At 66.7% G+C, this 21,310-nt stretch carries 21 protein-coding genes and 4 tRNA genes; 16 read left to right on the top strand and 9 right to left on the bottom strand.

Going from position 1 to position 21,310, the window contains the following annotated elements; genetic code table 11:
- Positions 1–67: 67 nt before the first annotated feature.
- Entirely contained in the window at positions 68–301 is a 234-nt protein-coding gene (locus LTV02_RS24405; RefSeq protein ID WP_067716545.1) for a hypothetical protein, read from the bottom strand.
- A 177-nt stretch (positions 302–478) separates the two neighbouring features.
- Between LTV02_RS24405 and LTV02_RS24400 the strand changes: the two genes are divergently transcribed.
- A complete protein-coding gene (locus tag LTV02_RS24400; RefSeq protein WP_233034103.1) occupies positions 479–1,063 on the top strand; it encodes a TIGR03086 family metal-binding protein in 585 nt (194 codons plus the stop codon).
- A gap of 6 nt (positions 1,064–1,069) precedes the next feature.
- Here the strand turns inward: LTV02_RS24400 and LTV02_RS24395 are convergent, their stop codons facing one another.
- The gene (locus LTV02_RS24395; protein WP_233034101.1) at positions 1,070–1,699 is read right to left on the bottom strand and encodes a TetR/AcrR family transcriptional regulator; all 630 of its coding nucleotides are present in this window, start codon (positions 1,697–1,699) and stop codon (positions 1,070–1,072) included.
- Positions 1,700–1,782: 83 nt separating this feature from the next.
- Here LTV02_RS24395 and LTV02_RS24390 point away from each other — a divergent pair, with 83 nt between their 5' ends.
- On the top strand, positions 1,783–2,817 hold the full coding sequence (locus LTV02_RS24390; protein ID WP_233034100.1) for an aldo/keto reductase: 1,035 nt from the start codon (positions 1,783–1,785) through the stop codon (positions 2,815–2,817).
- A 54-nt stretch (positions 2,818–2,871) separates the two neighbouring features.
- Here LTV02_RS24390 and LTV02_RS24385 read toward each other — a convergent pair whose 3' ends face one another.
- From LTV02_RS24385 to LTV02_RS24375, 3 genes are all read right to left on the bottom strand, one after another.
- On the bottom strand, positions 2,872–7,284 hold the full coding sequence (locus tag LTV02_RS24385; protein ID WP_233034099.1) for a bifunctional nitrate reductase/sulfite reductase flavoprotein subunit alpha: 4,413 nt from the start codon (positions 7,282–7,284) through the stop codon (positions 2,872–2,874).
- 101 nt (positions 7,285–7,385) lie between these two features.
- Complete coding sequence (locus LTV02_RS24380; RefSeq protein WP_233041691.1) at positions 7,386–8,030, bottom strand: demethylmenaquinone methyltransferase; 645 nt, start codon at positions 8,028–8,030, stop codon at positions 7,386–7,388.
- Positions 8,031–8,108: 78 nt separating this feature from the next.
- Positions 8,109–8,615 (bottom strand): DUF3592 domain-containing protein, encoded by a 507-nt coding sequence (locus LTV02_RS24375; protein ID WP_233041690.1) that lies wholly within the window; start codon positions 8,613–8,615, stop codon positions 8,109–8,111.
- A 72-nt stretch (positions 8,616–8,687) separates the two neighbouring features.
- Here LTV02_RS24375 and LTV02_RS24370 point away from each other — a divergent pair, with 72 nt between their 5' ends.
- Positions 8,688–9,191 (top strand): DUF2505 domain-containing protein, encoded by a 504-nt coding sequence (locus LTV02_RS24370; protein ID WP_233034096.1) that lies wholly within the window; start codon positions 8,688–8,690, stop codon positions 9,189–9,191.
- Between the two features lie 74 nt (positions 9,192–9,265).
- Here the strand turns inward: LTV02_RS24370 and LTV02_RS24365 are convergent, their stop codons facing one another.
- Positions 9,266–9,700 (bottom strand): VOC family protein, encoded by a 435-nt coding sequence (locus tag LTV02_RS24365; RefSeq protein WP_233034092.1) that lies wholly within the window; start codon positions 9,698–9,700, stop codon positions 9,266–9,268.
- Positions 9,701–9,890: 190 nt separating this feature from the next.
- Here LTV02_RS24365 and LTV02_RS24360 point away from each other — a divergent pair, with 190 nt between their 5' ends.
- The gene (locus tag LTV02_RS24360) at positions 9,891–11,534 is read left to right on the top strand and encodes a purine-cytosine permease family protein (protein ID WP_233034091.1); all 1,644 of its coding nucleotides are present in this window, start codon (positions 9,891–9,893) and stop codon (positions 11,532–11,534) included.
- 6 nt (positions 11,535–11,540) lie between these two features.
- Here the strand turns inward: LTV02_RS24360 and LTV02_RS24355 are convergent, their stop codons facing one another.
- Complete coding sequence (locus LTV02_RS24355) at positions 11,541–11,960, bottom strand: helix-turn-helix domain-containing protein (RefSeq protein WP_233034090.1); 420 nt, start codon at positions 11,958–11,960, stop codon at positions 11,541–11,543.
- Positions 11,957–13,231, bottom strand: a complete 1,275-nt coding sequence (locus LTV02_RS24350; protein WP_233034089.1) for a geranylgeranyl reductase family protein — start codon at positions 13,229–13,231, stop codon at positions 11,957–11,959. Before LTV02_RS24350 ends, LTV02_RS24355 begins: the two co-directional genes overlap by 4 nt.
- Before the next feature lie 313 nt (positions 13,232–13,544).
- Here LTV02_RS24350 and LTV02_RS24345 point away from each other — a divergent pair, with 313 nt between their 5' ends.
- A complete protein-coding gene (locus tag LTV02_RS24345) occupies positions 13,545–14,567 on the top strand; it encodes a polyprenyl synthetase family protein (RefSeq protein ID WP_067716523.1) in 1,023 nt (340 codons plus the stop codon).
- Positions 14,568–14,644: 77 nt separating this feature from the next.
- Positions 14,645–15,526 carry a zinc metalloprotease HtpX gene (gene htpX, locus LTV02_RS24340; RefSeq protein WP_233034088.1) on the top strand — a complete coding sequence of 294 codons (882 nt, stop codon included), beginning with the start codon at positions 14,645–14,647 and terminating at the stop codon, positions 15,524–15,526.
- A gap of 75 nt (positions 15,527–15,601) precedes the next feature.
- Here htpX and LTV02_RS24335 read toward each other — a convergent pair whose 3' ends face one another.
- A complete protein-coding gene (locus LTV02_RS24335) occupies positions 15,602–16,093 on the bottom strand; it encodes a YajQ family cyclic di-GMP-binding protein (RefSeq protein WP_233034087.1) in 492 nt (163 codons plus the stop codon).
- Positions 16,094–16,242: 149 nt separating this feature from the next.
- Between LTV02_RS24335 and LTV02_RS24330 the strand changes: the two genes are divergently transcribed.
- The 10 genes from LTV02_RS24330 to rplA all read left to right on the top strand — a co-directional run bounded on the left by LTV02_RS24330 (position 16,243) and on the right by rplA (position 21,246).
- Positions 16,243–16,325, top strand: a tRNA-Tyr gene (locus tag LTV02_RS24330).
- 256 nt (positions 16,326–16,581) lie between these two features.
- Positions 16,582–16,654, top strand: a tRNA-Thr gene (locus LTV02_RS24325).
- 79 nt (positions 16,655–16,733) lie between these two features.
- A tRNA-Met gene (locus tag LTV02_RS24320) sits at positions 16,734–16,806 on the top strand.
- A gap of 44 nt (positions 16,807–16,850) precedes the next feature.
- Positions 16,851–17,021, top strand: a complete 171-nt coding sequence (gene rpmG / locus LTV02_RS24315; RefSeq protein ID WP_029925945.1) for a 50S ribosomal protein L33 — start codon at positions 16,851–16,853, stop codon at positions 17,019–17,021.
- A gap of 199 nt (positions 17,022–17,220) precedes the next feature.
- On the top strand, positions 17,221–18,279 hold the full coding sequence (locus tag LTV02_RS24310; RefSeq protein ID WP_233041689.1) for a fused (3R)-hydroxyacyl-ACP dehydratase subunits HadA/HadB: 1,059 nt from the start codon (positions 17,221–17,223) through the stop codon (positions 18,277–18,279).
- Positions 18,280–18,451: 172 nt separating this feature from the next.
- Positions 18,452–18,524 (top strand) — tRNA-Trp (locus tag LTV02_RS24305).
- A gap of 29 nt (positions 18,525–18,553) precedes the next feature.
- Positions 18,554–18,943, top strand: a complete 390-nt coding sequence (gene secE, locus LTV02_RS24300) for a preprotein translocase subunit SecE (protein WP_233034086.1) — start codon at positions 18,554–18,556, stop codon at positions 18,941–18,943.
- A gap of 118 nt (positions 18,944–19,061) precedes the next feature.
- Positions 19,062–19,859 carry a transcription termination/antitermination protein NusG gene (gene nusG / locus LTV02_RS24295; RefSeq protein WP_233034085.1) on the top strand — a complete coding sequence of 266 codons (798 nt, stop codon included), beginning with the start codon at positions 19,062–19,064 and terminating at the stop codon, positions 19,857–19,859.
- A 171-nt stretch (positions 19,860–20,030) separates the two neighbouring features.
- Entirely contained in the window at positions 20,031–20,465 is a 435-nt protein-coding gene (gene rplK, locus LTV02_RS24290) for a 50S ribosomal protein L11 (RefSeq protein WP_067716510.1), read from the top strand.
- A 70-nt stretch (positions 20,466–20,535) separates the two neighbouring features.
- Positions 20,536–21,246 carry a 50S ribosomal protein L1 gene (gene rplA, locus LTV02_RS24285; protein WP_067716507.1) on the top strand — a complete coding sequence of 237 codons (711 nt, stop codon included), beginning with the start codon at positions 20,536–20,538 and terminating at the stop codon, positions 21,244–21,246.
- Positions 21,247–21,310 lie beyond the last annotated feature (64 nt).

Here is a 21,310-nt window from a genome sequence, read left to right as displayed (position 1 = left end):
CGGGGGCCGAATGCAGTCGGATATTTCGAGCATGCCCCCGATCGCGGCGAATAGGCAACCTCCCGGCTCACTCGTCCGGCAGCGCGGTGTCCTGAGCCGGATGCTCCACCAGGGCCACCACCCGGGACGCCAGGAACCGCGCGATGCGCACGGCGCTGCCGGTCCTGGTCACTTCACTGACTTCCACCACGCCGCGCGCGATGCGGACCTCGACCCGCCGGCCCGCGCGAGTGGCGGCTACTTCGTAATTGCGAGAACCCTCACCGGTGTCGATGACGATCTCCACTCGATCACCCTTCATCTATCAATTCTCCTCGCCACCAGGGCTTTTGGGCGATTCCGGGCCTAACGATGCGGTTGCGAACGGGCGGTGCGATCGCATTTCGCCGAAAACAGCGATGATTTCCGGCGAACCGGGTAGTCCACATTCGGGAGCAGGCCGCCGCCCCGGCGTCCGCTACTGAACCGGGAGGATCCCGTGCAGCATCCGACCTTCGACCTGGAACCCGCGGCCATCGCACTCGAAACGGTGGTCACCGGCATTACCGACGAGCAACTCGAACTCCCCACTCCCACCGGCGCGAACGTGCGCGCGCTGCTGGCCCATGTCGCCATGCTGACCGAGGCTTTCCGGCAGGCCGCCACCAAGGAATCCGTCGGCGTCTCGGTCGCGCCGACCGCGGTCGAAGCGGTGCTCGGAAACGATTGGCGCACCGTAATTCCCGCTCAGCTCAAGGCGCTGGTCGCGGCCTGGCAGGAACCGGCCGCCTGGGCCGGCGAGACGGAGGCCGGCGGGGTGCTGCTGCCCGCCGCGGAAATGGCCGGGGTGGCGCTGGACGAAATGGTCATCCACGGCTGGGATCTGGCGCGGGCGACCTCGCAGCCCTACGCGCCGGATTCGGACGATATCGCCATCCTGCTGGACATGATGAAGGGCAATCCGATCGAGGGCACCCCCGGCCTGTTCGGCCCGGTCGTCGCGGTCCCGGACAATGCCTCGTCGCTCGATCGCCTGCTCGGCCTCACCGGCCGCGATCCCGACTGGACCGCCAGCCACAACTGATCTTCCTCATTCCGGCGCGCTCGCGGCCGGAACCCACACGCCCGCCCGTGCGGCGACGGCGGCGGCTTCGGCTGCGCCCGTGACGGTTTCGTCGTCGATGGGATCCCCGCTGGCGAGCAGCCGGTAGTACAGCGGGGCCGAAACGGCGGACAGCACCGCGCGCGGATCGGTGCCGGGCGGCACTTCGCCCCGGGCGATGGCCGCCTCGACACAGGGCGACCATTCGGTCAAGCGAGTGTCGTAGAAGCGGTGCAGTGCTATGGCGGCCGTATCATCGCTGGTCGCGGCGGCGATGACGGCGCGGAAGAGCCGTCCCTGCCGGTCGTCGGTCAGCGTCTTGGCGACCAGCCGCGCATTGGCCAGCAGGTCACCGGCCAGCGAGCCCGTATCGCTGTGCGGCAGCGAGGTTTCCGCCATCTCCACCAGCAGATCCGCGACCAGTCCGGCCGGGGTGCGCCAGCGCCGGTAGACGGTGGTCTTGCCGACCTCGGCGCGCGCCGCCACCTCGGCCAGATCCAGGCGCGCGAACCCGTGTTCGGCGAGCAGGTCACCGGCGGCGCGCAGGACGGCATCGCGGACGCGGGCGGTGCGTCCACCGGGGCGAATCGAGCCGGGGACGGCCGAATCCTGATCCATAACGGGCCTCCAGTTTCATTTGCGGCGAGAGGAGTGTATCGTCCGAATTGTTAATGAAACTTTAGTTCCGTTAGGAGTTGGTCATGGAATACCGTCGGCTGGGTGCGTCCGGACTGCTGGTGCCGGCGCTGAGCTTCGGCGCGGGCACCTTCGGTGGACGCGGCGAACTCTTCTCCGCCTGGGGTGACACCGATGCGCAGGCGGCGCGCAGGATGGTGGACATCAGCCTGGAAGCGGGCGTGACGCTGTTCGACACCGCGGACGTCTATTCGGACGGGGCCTCGGAAGAGGTGCTGGGCGAGGCGATCCGGGGCCGCCGCGACGATCTGCTCCTGTCCACCAAGGCGTCCCTGCCCACCGGGCCGGGGCCGTTCGACGCCGGTTCCGGGCGGTCCCGGTTGATCCGCGCGGTGGAGGGTTCGCTGCGTCGCCTCGGGACCGATTACATCGACCTGTTCCAGCTGCACGCCTTCGACGCCGGTACACCGGTGGAGGAAGTGCTCGCGGCACTGGATGATCTGGTGCGCGCCGGGAAGATCCGCTACGTCGGCGCGTCCAACTTCGCGGGCTGGCAGCTCATGAAATCCCTTGCGGCGGCGGACGCCCACGGCTTCCCGCGCTATGTCGCGCACCAGGTCTACTACTCGCTGGTCGGCCGCGACTACGAATGGGAACTCATGCCGCTGGCCCAGGATCAGGGTGTCGGCGCGGTGGTCTGGAGCCCGCTCGGCTGGGGGCGGCTCACCGGCAAGATCCGGCGCGGACAGCCGCTTCCGGCGGGCAGCCGGCTGCACAAGACGGCCGAAGCCGGGCCGCCGGTCGATGACGAAGTGCTGTACGACGTGGTCGATGTGCTCGACGAACTCGCGGCGGAGACCGGTCGCACGGTGCCGCAGATCGCCCTCAACTGGCTGCTGAACCGGCCCACGGTGTCGACGGTCATCGTGGGCGCGCGCAACGAGGAACAGCTGCGGCAGAACCTGGGTGCGATCGGCTGGAACCTCGACGCCGAGCAGATCGCCCGCCTGGACAAGGCGAGCGCGGTGACGCCGCCGTACCCCTACTACCCGTACTACCGCCTATCCGATTTCGCCCGCCTCAACCCGCCCGCGGTGTGAAGACGGGATGGGATCCCAGCAGACCTGGGATCCCATGAATGGATTCAGTGCACGTCAGTAGACGTCGCGGACGTAGCGCTTCTCGGCGACGAGCTGCTTCTTGAACGCCAGCGCGCCGTCCTCGCTCAATTTCCCGTGAATGCGAGCGATCTTCAGCAGCGTGTCGTCCACGTCCTTGGCCATGCGGGAGGCGTCGCCGCAGACGTAGAAGTGACCGCCCTCCCGCAACCAGGCCCACAGCTCCGCACCGTGCTCGATCATGCGGTGCTGCACGTAGATCCGTTCACGCTGGTCCCGGGAGAACGCCAGGTCCAGGCGGGTCAGGAAGCCGGAACGGAACATGTCCTCGAGTTCGGCCCGGTAGTAGAAATTGTCCTTGGCGTGCTGATCGCCGAAGAACAGCCAGTTCCTGCCCTTGCAGCCCAGGGCTTTCCGCTCCTGCAGGAATCCCCGGAACGGCGCGATGCCGGTGCCCGGACCCACCATGATCATGGGCGCGTTCGGGTCCAGCGGCGGCCGGAAATGCGGGGAGCGCTGCAGAAAGATCGGAATATCGGCCTCGGCGCGATCGGCCAGGAAGCTCGAGCACACCCCGCCGCGCCGCGCCGCCGACCCGATCGCGCCCGGATCGCCGTACCGCACCACGCTCACCGTCAGCTGCACCTCGTGCGGGCTCACCAGCGGGCTGGAGGAAATCGAATACTGGCGCGGCTGCAGCTTTTTCAGCGTCCCCAGCCACTCCACCAGATCGGCCCGCACCGGGAAGTCCCGCAGCACGTCCACCGCCTGCCGATCCCACAGATACCCGTCGAGCTCGTTGCGATTGTCGCGCCGCAGCAGCTTCGCCAGCCGCGCACTGGAATTGCGTTCCGCGATGAAGGACAGCAGATCACCGCTCACCTTGGTGATGTCGTAGCGGGTGCGCAACGCATGCTCCAATGGCAGCTCCCGATCGTCCACATCGATCAGCCGATGCCCCTCCAGCCCGGTCAGCTGCAACCATTCCGCCACCAGCGCATCGCAATTGGTCGGCCGGATGCCGAGTGCGTCCCCGACCTCGTAGGTGGCCTCGGAGCCGCTCAGATCGAACCCGAACTGCCGCACCTCTTTCCCGCAACCCGGCCGCGACAACAGTTCATTGCGCAGCAGTTTGGTGGCCAGCGGTGAAGTGCGAGTGAACTGCGCCGGCGCGACCGTCGCCAGCGAGGTCCGGGTGCGCACACCCAGGTGACTGCGCAGCGGGCTGTTCGTGGACTGTGCGCCTGGAACTGATCCGGCGGCCCGATAGCCGCTGCCTGGATCCGCCTCGGCAGCCCGGTAGCCACCGCCCGGAGTGGTTCCGGCAGCCGGATAGCCGCCCGCATTCGATCCGGCGGGTGGGACGCCGCCATTTGTCGTCGCGCCGGCCGAGTTGTCGCCGCCCGGCCCGGTTCCGTGCAGATCCACGCCGGTCCCGCCGACCGCCGCGCCGCCGCCCAGCACGGCGGCGATCTCGTCCAGCCATGCCTCGGACAGGTCGTCGTGGTCGGGTTCGCTGTCCACCCGGGGCAGCAGCCGGGTGGCGCCGCGCTTGGCGAACAGCTCGTCGAGCTTGCGCCCGTGCCCGCAGAAGTCGTCATAGGACGAGTCGCCGAGCGCGAACACGGCGTACCGCATGCCGGTGAAGCGGGTTTCGCTGTCGGACAGCAGATCCCAGAATTCCGCCCCATTGTCCGGCGGGCCGCCGTCGCCGAAGGTGCTGCTGATGATCAGCACATCGCCGGTGAGGTCGGACAGTTCGGCGGCGTTCATGTCCAGCAGCCGTGGAATCAGCCCGGCATCGGCGAGCTTCGTGATCGCCGCCGCCGCCAGATCCTCCGCCGTGCCGGTCTGCGAGGCCCACAGCACGGTCACGATCGGCGGCAGTTCGTCCGACGCGGCGAGGTGGCCGTCGTCGCCGGGAACCCCCGCCGTTTCCAGACCGGCCATGGCCGCTTCCTCCGGCGCGGACCGCGAATACATGCCCGCGAGCAGGCCGTTCAACCACATCCGGCTGCGCTGGGTCAGCGGCGCGGTCTCCGGCAGCACCGGTACGCCGGTGATCGGCAGCGATTGCAGGGCGGCGAGGTAGCCGCCGAGGTAGATGGATTCCGTTTCGCTCAGCGTCGGCGCGACGGTGGCCTGTTCCAAGCCGAGCATGGCCGCCAGCGGATGCTGTTGCGGCACACCCGGCACCGGCGATCCGGCCGCGTGGGCGGGTACGGTCGCCCCGGCCGGGATCGGCGGCAGGGAGGATCCGGCCGGATGTGCCGCCACCTTGCGCAGCCGCACGGCGCACGCCTTGAACTCGGGTTGCAGCGAATCCGGGTCCACCGCGTCATTGGTGACGGCGTTGATGGTCAGGTACTCGCCGTGCTCGTCGTTCCAGTGGAACGGCGCGAAGCATTCGCCCGGCCGCACCCGATCGCTGACCCGCGCGGGCAGGACCGCACGCCCGCGTCGCGACCCGATCTCGATCTGATCCCCGGCGCGCACGTCGAGCTTCGCGGCGTCCTCGGGATGGATCTCCAGGAACGGCTGCCCGTTGAGTTTCGTCAGCTTGGCCACCTTCCCCGTCTTGGTCATGGTGTGCCACTGGTGTTGCAGCCGGCCGGTATTGAGCACGAACGGGTGATCGTCGTCGGGCATCTCGGCGGGCAGCAGATGCGGGCGCGGCCAGAACACGGCCCGGCGGCCGGCGGTGGGGAACGCCAGGCGCGGCCGGTTCCCGTCGGCATCGGTGAACAGGTGCTGGCTGACTCCGTCGTTGACATACCGGATCGGATTGCGCCGCTGGGCCGGATCCGGGCACGGCCACTGCATCGGCCCCGCCGCCAGCCCTTCGTAATCGATGCCGCGCAGGTCGTAACCGGTCGCCGGATTGCTGAAAAGCCTGATCTCCGCGAAGATCTCGGCGCTCGACGCGTAGTCGAACCCCGGGAATCCCATGGCCGTCGCCACCCGCGCGATCAACCACCAGTCCGGCCGCGCCTCGCCCACCGGCGGCACCGACTGCCGCAGCAGCGTCATGGTGCGTTCCGAATTCACCATCACCGCATCGGATTCCGCCCACAGCGTGGCGGGCAGCAGCAGATCGGCGTAGGCGTTGGTGGCGGTATCGACGTACACGTCCTGCGCGATCACCAGTTCGGCGGCTTCCAGCCCGGCGATCACGGTCTTGCGATTCGCCACGCTCGCAACGGGATTGGAGCAGATCACCCAGGCGGCCTTGATCCGCCCGTCGGCCAGGCCGCGGAACATCTCCACGGTCCCCGGCCCGCCCGCGTCGCGGATGCTGCCCGGCGCCAGCCCCCACACCGATTCCGCGAATTCCCGGTCCTTCGGGTTCAGCACGCTGCGCTGGCCGGGCAATCCCGGTCCCATGTAACCCATTTCGCGCCCGCCCATGGCATTGGGCTGGCCGGTCAGCGAGAGCGGCCCGCTCCCGGTGCGGCTGATCGCGCCGGTCGCCAGATGCAGATTGCAGATGGCATTGGTGGTCCAGGTGCCGTGCGTGGACTGATTGACGCCCATGGTCCACAACGACGTCCACTCCCCGGCCGCGCCGATCCAGGCGGCGGCGGTGCGGATATCGGCTTCGGCCAAGCCGGTGGCCTGCGCGACCAGGTCGGGGGTGTAGCCGGCGAGGAAGTCGGGCATGGCGTCCCAGCCCTCGGTGTGCGCGGCGATGAATTCGGCGTCGATATCGCCGTTCTCGACCAGCAGGTGCAGCAGGCCGTTCAGCAAGGCCAGATCGGTGCCGGGTTTGATCTGCAGGAAAAGGTCGGCCCGGGCGGCGGTGTCGGTGCGGCGCGGATCCACCACGATGAGCTTCGCGCCCGCCTTGAGCCGATCGGCCATGCGCAGGAACAGGATCGGATGGCAGTCGGCCATATTCGCGCCGATCACGAAGAACAGGTCGGCGTGATCCAGGTCGTCGTAGGAACCGGGCGGGGCGTCCGCGCCCAGGGACTGCTTGTAGCCGGTGGCGGCACTGGCCATGCAGAGCCGGGAATTGGCTTCCATATGCGTGGTGCGCAGGTGGCCCTTGGCGAATTTGGTGGCCAGGTATTGGGCTTCGATCGACATCTGCCCGGACACGTAGAGCGCGATGGCATCCGGTCCGTATGTGTCGAGAATCACCCGAAGCCGGTCGGCCGCTTCCTGAATCGCCGCGTCCACCGGCAGCGGTTCGGGGGTGGCCCCGCGCTCGGCGCGGCGGTACGCGGTGGCCATGCGGCCCTCGGTCGCCGCCATCATGTCGCCGTGCGTCGCACCCTTGGTGCACAGTCGCCCGGAGTTAGCGGGATGCAGTTTATCGCCGCTGACCTTGGCGATTACCGGCAGCCCGGCCGCATCGGGCCGGGTCTGCACGGTGATTCCGCACCCCACTCCGCAGTACGAGCACTGCGTTCGGGTGCTCGTCACAGGACTGGTCGGATCCGCCATGCCCTCGATCTTCGCGATCGGGGATTGCGCCGGATTTACCGAAGGTTATCTCCAGATGACATTCCACCTCACAGTTGGTTTTCCGGGTGGTGAGGTGCCGTCTAGCCGAGCTTGTAGCCCCGGTGCAGGGCGACCGCGCCGCCGCTGAGATTGCGCCACTTGACCGCGGACCAGCCCGCATCGGCGATCCGGAGGGCCAGCTGCGGCTGCGTCGGCCAAGCGCGAATCGACTCGGCCAGGTAGACGTAAGCGTCCGGATTGCTGGAGACCGCGGTCGCCACCTTGGGGAGCGCCTTCATCAGGTACTCCATGTAAATGGTCCGGAACGGCCCGAACGTCGGCGTCGAGAACTCGGCCACCACGAGCCGCCCGCCGGGCTTGGTCACCCGCAGCATCTCGCGCAGCGCCAGATCCGGATCCGACACATTCCGCAGCGCGTAGGAAATCGTCACCGCGTCGAACGACTCGTCGGCGAACGGCAAAGCCATGGCATCACCGGCGACCATCGGCACATTCCGGAATCGCCCGGCCTGCAACATGCCCTGCGAGAAGTCGGTTGCGACACACCAGGCGCCGGACTTGCCGAACTCGACCGTGGAAACGCCGGTTCCGGCACCTAGGTCGAGCACCCGTTCCCCGGGCCGCAAGCCCAGGGCCTGCCGGGTAGCCCAGCGCCAGTACCGGTCCTGGCCCATGGAAATCACGGTGTTGGTCAGGTCATACCGCTTAGCGACCCCGTCGAACATCGACGCGACCTCTTTGGGCTGCTTCTCCAACGAGGCCCGAAACGATTCCCGCCGCTCTGTTTTCGCCACAATCGCACCCTAGCTGCCGCCGCGGGCCCGCGACCATCGCGTCCACAGCCCGCGCAGGCGCGTCGCGAACGCGCCCAGCCAGGTCATCGGCGAGCAACCGAGCAGCCACAACAACGGGATGGCGATCGCCCAGGCGACGAAGATCACCGACGCCGCCGGGATGATGGCGACGCTGGCATCGCGCCCCGCCACCCGCACCAGATCCGGATCGCTGCGCCGGTATTCGACATTGATCCGCTCGCCGGCGGTCAGTTTGGTCGGATACAGGACACCGACCTTCGGATTGTGGGTCTGGCCGTCCGGGGTCACGTAGATGACCGCCGACCGCAGCCGGCCCGCGGACAGCACTTCCGCGCTGGTCACGCCCTTGTCGGAGCTGATCAGGTGATCGTCGCGCCAGGCCGCCAGCACCAGCAGCACCGCCAGCACGCTGAACGCGGTCGCGGTGATCACCACCCCGATCCGGGCTCGCCGCAAGCGAATCGCGCGCCGCTGTGCGGGATCGACACTCCGCAGCGCGGTGCTTGCAGACTGGCTAGTTTCCGACACTTCAGCAGGCTATTCCATGACTGGGCTACCGTTGCCGCCATGTCCCGTAAATTCAGCTTCACCGTGCAGTACAGCGTCCCGGTCGAAGAGCTTCACCGGGCACTCACCAACGACGAGATGTGGCAGGCGCGGTTCGCCGACGCCACGACCGCCACGCTGGATCTGTCCCACCCGGACGGCCCCGGCACCATTCGCATTCATATGACCGAAAAAGCGCCCGAGGACAAGATTCCCGGCATCGTGAAGAAGGTGCTCAAGAGCGATCTCATGCTCGAGCGCACCGACACCTGGGGCCCGCTCGAAGGAGATGTCGCCAAGGGCACCTTCAAGGGCGCGTCGGGCGGCATCACCACCGAGATGGAGGGCGCGTTCGAATTGCGGCCCACCGCAGAGGGTTCCGAGATCGCCGCCTCCGGCACCATCGACGTGAAGGTGCCGCTGGTCGGCGGGGCCATCGAGCCGCTGGTGGAGAACCTGCTCGAAAAGGTGATGAACAGCGAGCGCAAGTCCGTCGAGGCCTGGTTCGCCGCGCAGAACGCCTAAAGGGGGTTCGGGGGCTCGGCCCCCGTCCCGCGAATCCGCGAGGGGGTTGGGCGAGTCCCCGGCCCCTTCGTGTTCTACGCGCCGTTCGGATCGAATGCGCGCGGCTCCACCAGTACCAGCCAGTTTCCCGAGTTGTCTCGGATGATCGCCTCCACGCCGTAGGGCCGCTCGGCCGGCGGCTGTACGAATTCCACGCCCTTGGCGGTCAATTCCTCGAATGTCTTGTGGCAGTCCGCGGTTCGCAGCCCCAGCGCCCCGTGCGTGCCGTTCGCCATGGACCGCCTGATCGCCTCGGCGAGGGCCTCGTCCAGCGGCGGCCCCGGAATCATCAACGTCACTTCGAGTTCCGGATGGTCCGGATGCGCCACGGTCACCCAGCGAAACCCGTTGTCGCCCATGGTCACATCGCCGGTCTCCACGAACCCCAGCTTGTCGATGTACCACTGCTTGGCGGCGGTCTGGTCGGTCACGTACACGGTCACGAGCGAAACATTGGTGATGGTCGTCATGCCATCAGGCTATGGACCTGGCCCCCGCCGCCGCTTCTCCGAAATTGCGGTGTCGCCGTGAATCCAGACGTAACAAGAGTGAGGCTTACGTAACTCGATAGAAACCGCTCGGAATCTCATGATCAACATTCGGACACCAGTCTCGTGAACGTATACAGCAGGTGAGGAACCCGAAACGAGGAGTTTGCCGGTGGTTCAGGTCGAATCGCGCCCTTCCGACGCGGTCACCGCGTCGAAGGAGACGCTGGAGGACTACACACTGCGGTTCGCGCCGCGCAGCTATCGCAAGTGGAGCCCGGCGGTGGTCGGCGTCTCCGCGCTGGGCGGCATCGCCTACCTGGCCGACTTCGCCATCGGCGCGAACATCGGCATCGAGCACGGCACCGGCAACGCGCTGCTGGGCATCGGCATCTTCACCGTGGTGGTCATGCTCACCGGCTTCCCGCTGGCCTACTACGCGGCGCGCTACAACATCGACCTGGACCTGATCACCCGCGGCAGCGGCTTCGGCTACTACGGGTCGGTGATCACGAACATCGTGTTCGCCTCGTTCACCTTCATCTTCTTCGCGCTCGAGGGCTCGATCATGGCGCAGGGCCTGCAACTGGGCCTGCACATCCCGCTGCCGATCGGCTATCTGATCTCCACGGTGATGATCTTCCCGCTGGTCATCTACGGCATGAACACGCTGGCCAAGCTGCAGGTCTGGACCACCCCGCTGTGGCTGATCCTGATGGTGCTGCCGTTCGCGTTCCTGCTGGTGCGGCACCCGGAATCGGTGGACACCTTCCTGGCCTTCGGCGGCAAGGACGGCGACGGGGTGAGCCTGTCCGGCGCGCTGCTGGCCGCCGGCGTGTGCCTCTCGCTCATCGCCCAGATCGCCGAGCAGATCGACTACCTGCGCTTCATGCCGCCCAAGACCCCGGAGAACAAGGGCAAATGGTGGGGCTGGATGCTGCTGGCGGGCCCGGGCTGGGTGCTGTTCGGCGCGGCCAAGCAGGTCGTGGGCCTGTTCCTGGCGGTCTACCTGATCGCGAACCTGCCGGGCGCGCAGAACATCGCGAACCAGCCGGTGCACCAGTTCCTGGAGATCTACCGCGACATGATGCCGGGCTGGCTGGCCATGACCCTGGCCGTGGTGCTGGTCGTCATCTCGCAGATCAAAATCAATGTGACCAATGCCTATTCGGGCTCGCTGGCGTGGACCAACTCCTTCACCCGCGTCACCAAGACCTACCCGGGCCGCCTGGTCTTCCTGGCCCTGAATCTCGTCATCGCGCTGATTCTGATGGAAGCCAATATGTTCGACTTCCTCAACAACATCCTCGGCTTCTACGCCAACTGCGGCATCGCCTGGATCGTCACCGTCGCAACGGATATCGCGATCAACAAGTACGTGCTGAAGCTCTCGCCCAAGCAGCCGGAATTCCGGCGCGGTATGCTCTACGACTTCAATCCGGTCGGCCTGGTGGGCTTCGGGCTCTCGGCGGTGCTGTCGATCATGACCTTCTTCGGGCTCTTCGGCGAGACCCTGAAGCCGTACTCGCCGATCGTCGCCGTGGTGGTGTCGTTCCTGGCCACGCCGCTCACCGCGATCCTCACCAAGGGCAAGTACTACCTGCGCCGCACCGACGACGGCATCGAGCTGCCGATGTTCGACGAGCACGGGAATCCGTCGGGGGAGACGCTGACCTGCGTGGCCACCGGCATGGAATTCGAACGGCCGGACATGATCGCTTCGGCGGTGCCGGGACCGGAAGGCGAGATCCAGTACATCAGCTCACTGGCGCTCTCCACCGACAAGGCGGGCGTGCACATCCTGCCGCACCAGTAAGGCCCGCTACAGCAAGGGTTTTCGATCCGACAACCCGTGCATGAAGACATAGCAACCAGGAATATGAGGTGCGCCCTCGGCGGCGAACTTGGCTTGATACGCCGAGGGCGACATCCCCACCAGCTCGGTGAACTTCCTGCTGAACGAGCCCAATGAGCTGTAGCCGACCAGCATGCAGGCTTCGGTGACCGTGACGTTGGTGGCGCGCAACAGATCCTGCGCGCGTTCGATGCGCCGCTCCGCCAGATACGCCGCGGGCGTCTTGCCGTAGGTGGCGGCGAAACAGCGCAGGAAGTGATACTTCGACACCCCCGCCGTCGCGGCGAGGGCATCCAGATCCAGTGGCTCCGCGTAATTCCGGTCGGCCAGATCCCGGGCCCGCCGCAGATGCGGCAGCAGGTCCTCGGGAACCGGCCGGGTGGTCACGAGAACGGCTGGAGTTTGTCGAATCGCATGGAGGCGCGGCCCGCGCCGCGCCACAGCTTGGCGGTCAGGTCCAGGTCCTCGTCGGTGACCAGATTGCCCATCACGCGAACCGCGGTGCGCTGCAACAGTTTCGAGCGCATGACCGGCGGCCCGCCGAGCGGCACCGTGCGCGGATGGGTGGCCAGCGCGGCCAGCCGCCGGGCCACCGAATAGGTCTTGCCGTAGCGGGCGCGCAGCATTTCCGGCCAGATCTTGCTCAGATCCGGTTCGTCCAGGATCTCCGAGAGCATGTGGCCGCCCTCCAGGCCGTAGTCGATGCCCTCGCCGTTCAGCGGATTCACGCAGCCCGCGGCATCGCCGACGAGCGCCCAGTTGCGCCCGGCCACATTCGACACCGCGCCGCCCATGGGCAGCAGCGCCGACGCCACCGCGCGCGCCTCGCCGTCGAAACCCCACTCCGCGCGCCGCTGCGAGACATAGTGCTGGAGCAGCGGTTTCAGGGCGATGTGCGACGGCCGCTTCTCGGTCGCCAGCGAACCCACGCCGATATTGACCTCACCGTTGCCGAGCGGGAAAACCCACCCGTACCCCGGCACCAATTCGCCCTGCGCGTCCCGCAACTCGAGATGCGAGGTGATCCACGGGTCATCGCTGCGCTCGGACTTGATGTACGCCCGCGCCGCCGTCCCGTACGCGTACTGCCGATGCCAGGTGCGCCCCAGCAGTTTTCCGACGGGGGAGCGGACGCCGTCGGCCACGATCAGCGTCTTGCACGACACCGCGCGCAGCCCGGCATCGGTCTTGACGGTCACCCCGGTGACGCGATCCCCGTCCCGCGCCACCTCGACCACCTTGGCCCCGTCGACCATGTGCGCACCCGACTTCACCGCCGTCTCGCGCAGCTTGTCGTCGAGTTCGGTTCGCGGAACGGCGCTTCCGTAACTCGGGAACGACCCGTCCGGCCACGGCAGCAGCGCCTCGCGCCCGAACCCGGCCATCCGCAGGCCCTTGTTCACCGTGTGTGTCCGCACCCAGTCACCGAGCCCCAGATGCTCGAGCTCGGCCGTCGCCCGCGGCGTAAGACCATCGCCACAGGTCTTGTCGCGCGGGAACACGGCCGAATCCGTGAGCAATACGTCACGCCCCGCGCGGGCCGCCCAGGCGGCCGCCGCCGAACCGGCGGGACCTGCGCCGACCACCAGCACATCCGCGTGCGCAGGCAAGACGTCCGACGATTTCCCCTGCTCGGGAGCGACATCCGGAGAACCCATGGGCTCAATACTTGCAGCACATCGACATCGGTGTCGCCCCCGCCTCCCCGAAAATCTTGCGCGCGGCCGAGTGCCGTCCTCGACCGCGACGCGTGCCGGCGGTACGCGACGCGACCGATTCCGGTCGTACCCGGTGAGTTACCCGTGTCTCACGAAATCAGTTGTTCGGAGCGCGTTGTCCGCAGGCCACCGCGTCGCGGAGTGTGGCAATGCATTGTTCTCTACGTCGCACTACGGTGGTGTCCGTAGGGGGTGATCGACCGAGACGCTAGGTTCTTTAGGCGTGGGGTCGGACGCGGCACTGGGAGATGGAATGAGCGCATCGGCTGTGAGCGATGAGAGCACCGTGGTTGCGGGGGTGGATCTGGGTGATCCCGAGCTCGCCGCGACCGTGCGAAAAGGCCTGGTCCAGGTCGAGGACCTGCTGATCACCGAACTGTCGGACGGTGAGGAGTTCCTGCAGGAGGCCGCGCTGCATCTGGCCCGCGCCGGCGGCAAACGGTTCCGTCCGCTGTTCACGCTGCTCACCGGGCAGCTCGGACCGGACCCGACCAGCCCCGATCTGGTCACCGCGGGCACCGTGGTGGAACTGGTGCACCTGGCCACCCTCTACCACGACGACGTCATGGACGAGGCCCCGATGCGCCGCGGCGCCACCAGCGTGAACGCCCGCTGGGGCAACAGCGTCGCCATCCTGGCCGGCGACTACCTCTTCGCGCACGCCTCCCGGCTGGTCTCCACCCTCGGCCCGGACGCGGTGCGGATCATCGCCGAGACCTTCGCCGAACTGGTCACCGGCCAGATGCGGGAGACCATCGGCGCCAAGCAGTCCCAGGATCCGGTCGAGCACTACCTGCGCGTGGTGTGGGAGAAGACCGGTTCGCTGATCGCCGCCTCGGGCCGTTTCGGCGGCACCTTCTCCGGCGCGGACCGCGAGCACGTGGAACGCCTGGCCCGGCTCGGCGACGCGGTCGGCACCGCCTTCCAGATCTCCGACGACATCATCGACATCTCCTCGGTGTCCGAGCAGTCCGGCAAGACCCCCGGCACCGATCTGCGCGAGGGCGTGCACACCCTGCCCGTGCTGTACGCGCTGCGCGACGAGGGCCCCGAGGGCGATCGCCTGCGCAAGCTGCTGGCCAAGCCGCTGGAGACCGACGCCGAGGTCGAGGAGGCCCTGGACCTGCTGTCCCGCTCCCGCGGCATGGTGCTCGCCAAGGAGAAGCTGCAGGGCTACGCCGATATCGCGCACGCCGAACTGTCCGCGCTGCCCGGCGGTCCCGCCAACGAGGCCCTGGAGCGGCTGGTGCGCTACACCATCGAGCGCGTCGGCTGACGGGGAACTTCCGGCCGCGCCTCTATCGTTTACCTGGAGTAACACACAGGGGACCGGGGCGCGGCGGAAGGAGACCTATGCACTCCCACGGGTATGCGAACGGGTTGAAGACGTTCGGACTACTGGCCGGCATGTCGGCGTTGATCGTGTTCGCCGGAGCGATGTTCCGCAGTCCGACCATTTTGATCCTGTCGATCGTGCTGGCCATCGGCATGAACGCCTACGCGTACTTCAACAGCGACAAACTCGCGCTGCGTGCCATGCACGCGCAACCGGTCACCGAACTGGAAGCGCCGGTCATGTACCGCATCGTGCGCGAGCTCGCGACGGCCGCCCGGCAGCCCATGCCGCGGCTCTACATCAGCCCCACCAATGCCCCCAATGCCTTTGCCACGGGCCGCAATCCGCGTCACGCGGCAGTCTGCTGCACCACGGGAATTCTCCAGCTCCTGGACGAACGTGAGCTGCGCGCGGTGCTGGGCCACGAGCTGTCGCACGTCTACAACCGCGACATCCTGATCTCCTCGGTCGCGGGCGCTCTGGCGGCGGTCATCTCCGGCCTGGCGAACCTGGCCTTCTTCGCCAGCGCCTTCGGCGGCCGCGGCAATGGCGAAGGGCCGAATGTCATTGGCGTACTGCTGGTTTCGCTGCTCGGCCCGATCGCGGCGTCACTGATCAAACTGGCCGTCTCGCGCTCCCGTGAGTACCAAGCCGACGCCGACGGAGCCGTGCTGACGGGCGACCCGCTGGCGCTGGCCTCGGCCCTGCGCAAGCTCGAACGCGGCACCCAGGCGGCCCCCCTGCCGCCCGAGCCGCAGCTCACCGCGCAATCGCATCTGATGATCGCCAACCCGTTCCGGGCCGGCGACAAGATGGCGAAGTGGTTCTCGACGCACCCCCCGATGGGGGACCGGATCGCCCGCCTCGAGGAAATGGCGGGCGGTACCCGGAACCTGTGAAAAAGGGGTCCGGGGGGCTCGGCCCCCGGACCCCCACTTTTCGGGGTGTGGGGCCAAGCCCCACGACGCGTCACCTCAGCGGTAGTTCACGAACTGCAGAGCGATATCCAGGTCGGACTTCTTCAGGAGTGCGATGACGGCCTGGAGGTCGTCCCGGTTCTTGCTGGTGACCCGCAGTTCCTCGCCCTGAATCTGCGCCTTGACGCTCTTCGGGCCCTCGTCGCGGATCTTCTTGGCGATCTTCTTCGCGTTCTCGGAAGTGATCCCCTGCACGATCGTGCCTGTGATCTTGTACACCTTGCCGGACTGCTGCGGATCGCCGGCGTCGAACGCCTTGAGCGAGATATCGCGGCGAATCAGCTTCTCCTTGAACACGTCCAGCGCGGCCTTGACCCGCTCCTCGGCCTCGGCCGAGAGGATGATCTTGTCCTCACCCGACCACTCGATGCTCGCGCCGGTGCCACGGAAGTCGTAGCGGGTGGTCAGCTCCTTCGCCGCCTGGTTTAGGGCGTTGTCCACCTCCTGGCGATCGACCTTGCTGACGACATCGAACGACGAATCGGCCACGCTTTGCTCCTGTCGAAGATCGGAAGTTCTTCCGAGTTTTCCGAGGGTTTTCCCACCGACGCTAGCCGGTCCGCGACCGCCGTATCCAGCCGGTTTGCAATCGGGGCGGGGGATCGTTGTATTCTTTCAGCGCACCGAATGCGGCGCACGGCAGATTGCCCGAGCGGCCAATGGGAGCGGACTGTAAATCCGTCGGCGAAAGCCTACGTAGGTTCGAATCCTACATCTGCCACAGAGAAACCCCCGAGGACACAGTCCCCGGGGGTTTCGCCTTTTTCCGGGTCCGTGCGACCGGTTTCCGGGGTCGCGGCACCGCTTCCGGTGCCGACCGGTTCGTCCGAATCGCATCCCCTTGAACCCCCGCGGCAAGTAGCTCGAATCGCCGCGAAAACCGGCTCTGACCACCCGGTTTGGTATGTGGTCCGGATGTTGTGTAATCTCGTTCAAGTCTTCAGCGCCCCGGTCCTGGACCGGAGCAAGACAGACACGCCCCCTTAGCTCAGTCGGCAGAGCGTTTCCATGGTAAGGAAAAGGTCAACGGTTCGATTCCGTTAGGGGGCTCGCCGGATTGCCGGTGGTGACCGACTCGGCTTCTCGTGCAGGACCCGGGAACATCCCCGCCGTCTAGTCCGCACATGATGGCGGTGTAGCTCAGTCGGTAGAGCAAACGACTCATAATCGTTGTGTCGCCGGTTCAAGTCCGGCCATCGCTACATATCTGATATTCCCATCAGGCTGTCCGGAAGGAAGGCAAATCGTGGCCGCGAAGTCCACTGATATCCGGCCAAAGATCACCTTGGCCTGCGAGCAGTGCAAGCACCGTAACTACATCACCAAGAAGAACCGGCGTAACGACCCGGACCGCCTGGAGCTGAAGAAGTTCTGCCCCAACTGCGGTACTCACCGGGCGCATCGCGAATCCCGCTAACTTAACCCCGCGCGCTCTACCGCGTGGAAGAAGTGCCGGATCGGTAAGCTGCTTCGTCCCCCATACAAAGGGACAGTGGCCCCGGTCCGGCACTTGGCGTATATAGCGGTGGTTCAGCGCTCCGCCGATTCCGGGACCGGGATCAGATAAGGGACTTCCTGCCGTGACGATCAACACCGAGATTGACACCGAGGTCGAGATGATCGAAGAAGCCGAGGCGGCTTTCGATCCCGCTGCCCACGCCGCCGCCATGGTCGGCCATCACTACCGCGTCGACGACTACTACGAGGTCGGTCGCGAGAAGGTGCGTGAGTACGCCCGCGCCGTGCAGGACTACCACCCGGTGCACTGGGACGAGAGCGTCGCCCGCGAATACGGCTACGACGGCCTGGTGGCCCCGCTCACCTTCATCTCCCTGGTCGGAATCCTGGCCCAGCGCAAGCTCTTCGAGCAGATCGTCACCGGCTACGACCTGAGCCAGATCATGCAGACCGATCAGATCCTGGAATTCCACCGGCCCATCAAGGCCGGCGATCGGCTCTCCTGCATCGTGTACCTGCACTCGTTCCGGCAGGCCTTCGGCGGCGACATCATCGTCACCCGCAACGACGTGGTCGCGCAGAACGACGAGCTGGTGCTCACCACCTACACCACCCTGATCGGCCGCAGCGGCGGTGACATCGATCCCAATATCGGTGACGCCGTGCGCAATGTGCTCATGCACGGGGTCGGACCGGACGAGACCCCCGAACATCGTCCGCTCGCCGCCGATACCGCGGTGGCCGCCGATCCGGTGCCGGTGAAGGTGACCGCGGGCGCGATCGTGGCGAGCAAGCACGCCATCCGCTTCGAGGACGTGGCCGTCGGCGACGAACTGCCCGCGCGCGTGGTGAAGCTGACCCGCGGCGATCTGGTGAACTACGCCGGCGTCTCCGGCGACGCCAATCCGATCCACTGGAGCGACGAGGTCGTGAAGCTGGTCGGGCTGGAAAACGTGGTGGCGCACGGCATGCTGACCATGGGTCTGGGCGGCGGCTTCGTCACCTCCTGGCTCGGCGACCCGGGTGCAGTCAAGGAATACAACGTGCGCTTCACCAGCCCGGTGTACGTCCCGATCGACAGCCCTGCGGAGATCGAATACACCGGCAAGGTGAAGTCGGTGGACCCGGAGAATCGCACCGCCGTCGTCGCCATCGTGGCGAAGTCGGAGGGGCGCAAGATCTTCGGTCGCGCCACCGCCACCGTGCAACTGGCCTGACCTGGGGCGTTGGACCCCCGATTGGCGATTGCCGCGGCGCGTACCGTAGACTCGGCAATCTGGGGTCACCAGCCGATGCGCGCTGCTCCGAGGAGCGGCGCGTATGTTGTGTGAAGACCAGGTTGTATAACTGAATAGAACAGTGGCTGGACAATACTGATCGTCCAGCCGAAGGGGCGTAGCTCAACTGGCAGAGCAGCGGTCTCCAAAACCGCAGGTTGCAGGTTCAAGTCCTGTCGCCCCTGCCCTATGCCGGCGACGAGAGAGGATCGACGTGAGCGACGAGCGGGATACTCGCCACGGCGCGCATGCCGAAGACGGCGACGACACCGCGGTGGCTCGGCCGAGCGGTAAGCGCACCGCCCGGCGGTCACGTACGGCGTCGTCCGCGACCGTCGCGGTAGCCGATCGGCCCTCGTCCACGACGAAGGCAGACAAGAAGCAGTCCGGCAAGGCCGGTCGCAGCGGTACGGGCAATCCGTTCAAGCGCCTGGTGAAGTTCCTCAAGGAAGTTGTTTCCGAACTTCGCAAGGTGATCTGGCCCAACCGCAAGCAGATGGTCACCTATACGAGCGTTGTTCTGGTGTTCGTGGTCTTCATGGTCGCGTTCATCAGCGGGTTGGATCTGGCGTTCATCAAGGGTGTCAACTGGCTGTTCGGCTAGCTGACCGGTCGGCGCTGGTTCACCGTCCCGCGTGCAGAGGCGTGAGGACGGACCATCCGTCGGGGTATTCCCCCGGCGCGCAAAGAATTACGTGACGACAAGGAAGGCGAGTGCCCCAGTGAGCACCCCGGAGAACGGTACGACCGACGAGTTCGAGATCGACGAGACGGTGGACGAGACCATCGCCGACGCCGACGACTTGGTGGACTCCGACGCCTCCGTGGATGCCGAAGAGGACGAGGCCGCGCAGCCCGCGGCCGAACTCTCCGAGCCCGCCGAACCGCTGGATCCCGTCGCCGAGATGACCGCCGCGCTGCGTCGCGCGCCCGGCGACTGGTACGTCATCCACTCCTACGCCGGTTACGAGAACAAGGTGAAGACCAATCTCGAGACCCGCGTGCAGAACCTCGGTCTCGAGGACTACATCTTCCAGGTCGAGGTCCCGACCGAAGAGGTCACCGAGATCAAGAACGGCCAGCGCAAGAACGTCAACCGCAAGGTGCTGCCGGGCTACATCCTGGTCCGGATGGAACTGAACGACGAGTCCTGGGGCGCGGTCCGCAATACCCCCGGCGTCACCGGTTTCGTCGGCGCCACCTCGCGCCCGTCGCCGCTGTCCATCTCCGATGTGGTGAAGTTCCTGGTCCCGGCCGCGCAGCAGAAGAAGGCCGCCGCGCCGGCCACCGCCGCTGCCGCCGGCGCCGACACCACCGGCGAGACCCCCATCGTGAAGCCGACCATCGAGGTCGACTTCGAGGTCGGCGAGTCGGTGACCGTCATGGACGGGCCGTTCGCGACGCTGCCGGCCAGCATTTCCGAGGTCAATGCCGAGCAGCAGAAGCTCAAGGTGCTGGTCTCGATCTTCGGTCGCGAGACGCCGGTCGAGCTGGCGTTCACGCAGGTCGCCAAGATTTAATCGCGTGGAGGCGGTGGCCCGGGTTCGCCCCGGTGTCACCGCCTTTTTCGCGTTCACATAGACTTGTCGGGTTGTGCCTCGTGCCGCCTGCTCGATGGCAGGCAAGGCCTGGGCGCACATCCCTGAGAAGGCTTACGGGATTCCGTAAGGAACCTAACCCAAGGAAGAAAGATGCCCCCGAAGAAGAAGAAGGTCGCTGGGCTCATCAAGCTCCAGATCCAGGCCGGTGCCGCCAACCCGGCTCCGCCCGTGGGTCCGGCGCTGGGTCAGCACGGCGTCAACATCATGGAGTTCTGCAAGGCGTACAACGCGGCGACCGAGTCGCAGCGTGGCAACGTCATCCCGGTCGAGATCACGGTCTACGAAGACCGCTCGTTCGACTTCAAGCTGAAGACGCCGCCCGCCGCGCGTCTGCTGCTGAAGGCCGCCGGTGTGCAGAAGGGCTCCGCCGAGCCGCACCGCAACAAGGTCGCGCAGGTCACCATGGATCAGATCCGTGAGATCGCCAAGACCAAGCAGGAAGACCTCAACGCCAACGACATCGACGCCGCGGCGAAGATCATCGCTGGTACCGCCCGCTCGATGGGTATCACCATCGCGGAGTAAGAGCCTTCCGGCTCGGTGGGAGGGACGGCCAGTCCCGCACCACTTCTGACTTAGACAAGGACAGACAAACATGGCAAAACGAAGCAAGGCTTATCTCGAGGCGGCCGCCAAGGTCGACAAGAGCGCGCTGTACGCCCCGCTGGCCGCCGCGCGGCTCGCGAAGGAGACCGCCACCACCAAGACCGACGCGACCGTCGAGGTCGCCGTGCGTCTCGGTGTCGATCCCCGCAAGGCCGACCAGATGGTCCGCGGCACCGTCAACCTGCCGCACGGCACCGGTAAGACCGCCCGCGTCATCGTGTTCGCGGTCGGCGACAAGGCCGCCGAGGCCGAGGCCGCCGGTGCGGACGCCGTGGGCGCCGAGGACCTGATCGAGCGCATCCAGGGCGGCTGGCTGGACTTCGACGCCGCGATCGCCACCCCGGACCAGATGGCCAAGGTCGGTCGCATCGCGCGCGTCCTGGGCCCGCGTGGTCTGATGCCGAACCCGAAGACGGGCACCGTCACCCCCGACGTGACCAAGGCCGTCAACGACATCAAGGGCGGCAAGATCAACTTCCGCGTCGACAAGCAGGCCAACCTGCACTTCGTGATCGGCAAGGCTTCCTTCGACGAGAAGAAGCTGGCCGAGAACTACGGCGCCGCGTTCGACGAGATCCTGCGCGTCAAGCCCTCCACCGCGAAGGGCCGCTACGTCAAGAAGGTGACGTTCTCGACCAACACCGGACCGGGCATCCCGGTGGATCCGAACCGCACCCGCAACTTCGCCGAAGAAGACTGATTTCTTCGCGACTTGCGTAGCAACGCAAAGCAGTAACGAGGGCCGGCACGCGAAATGCGTGCCG

Origin of the sequence: Nocardia yamanashiensis, from assembly GCF_021183565.1 — a bacterium.
Lineage (GTDB): Bacteria > Actinomycetota > Actinomycetes > Mycobacteriales > Mycobacteriaceae > Nocardia > Nocardia yamanashiensis.
The sequence above is the reverse complement of the archived record's forward strand: the minus strand, read 5'-3'. Positions and strand labels throughout refer to the sequence as shown.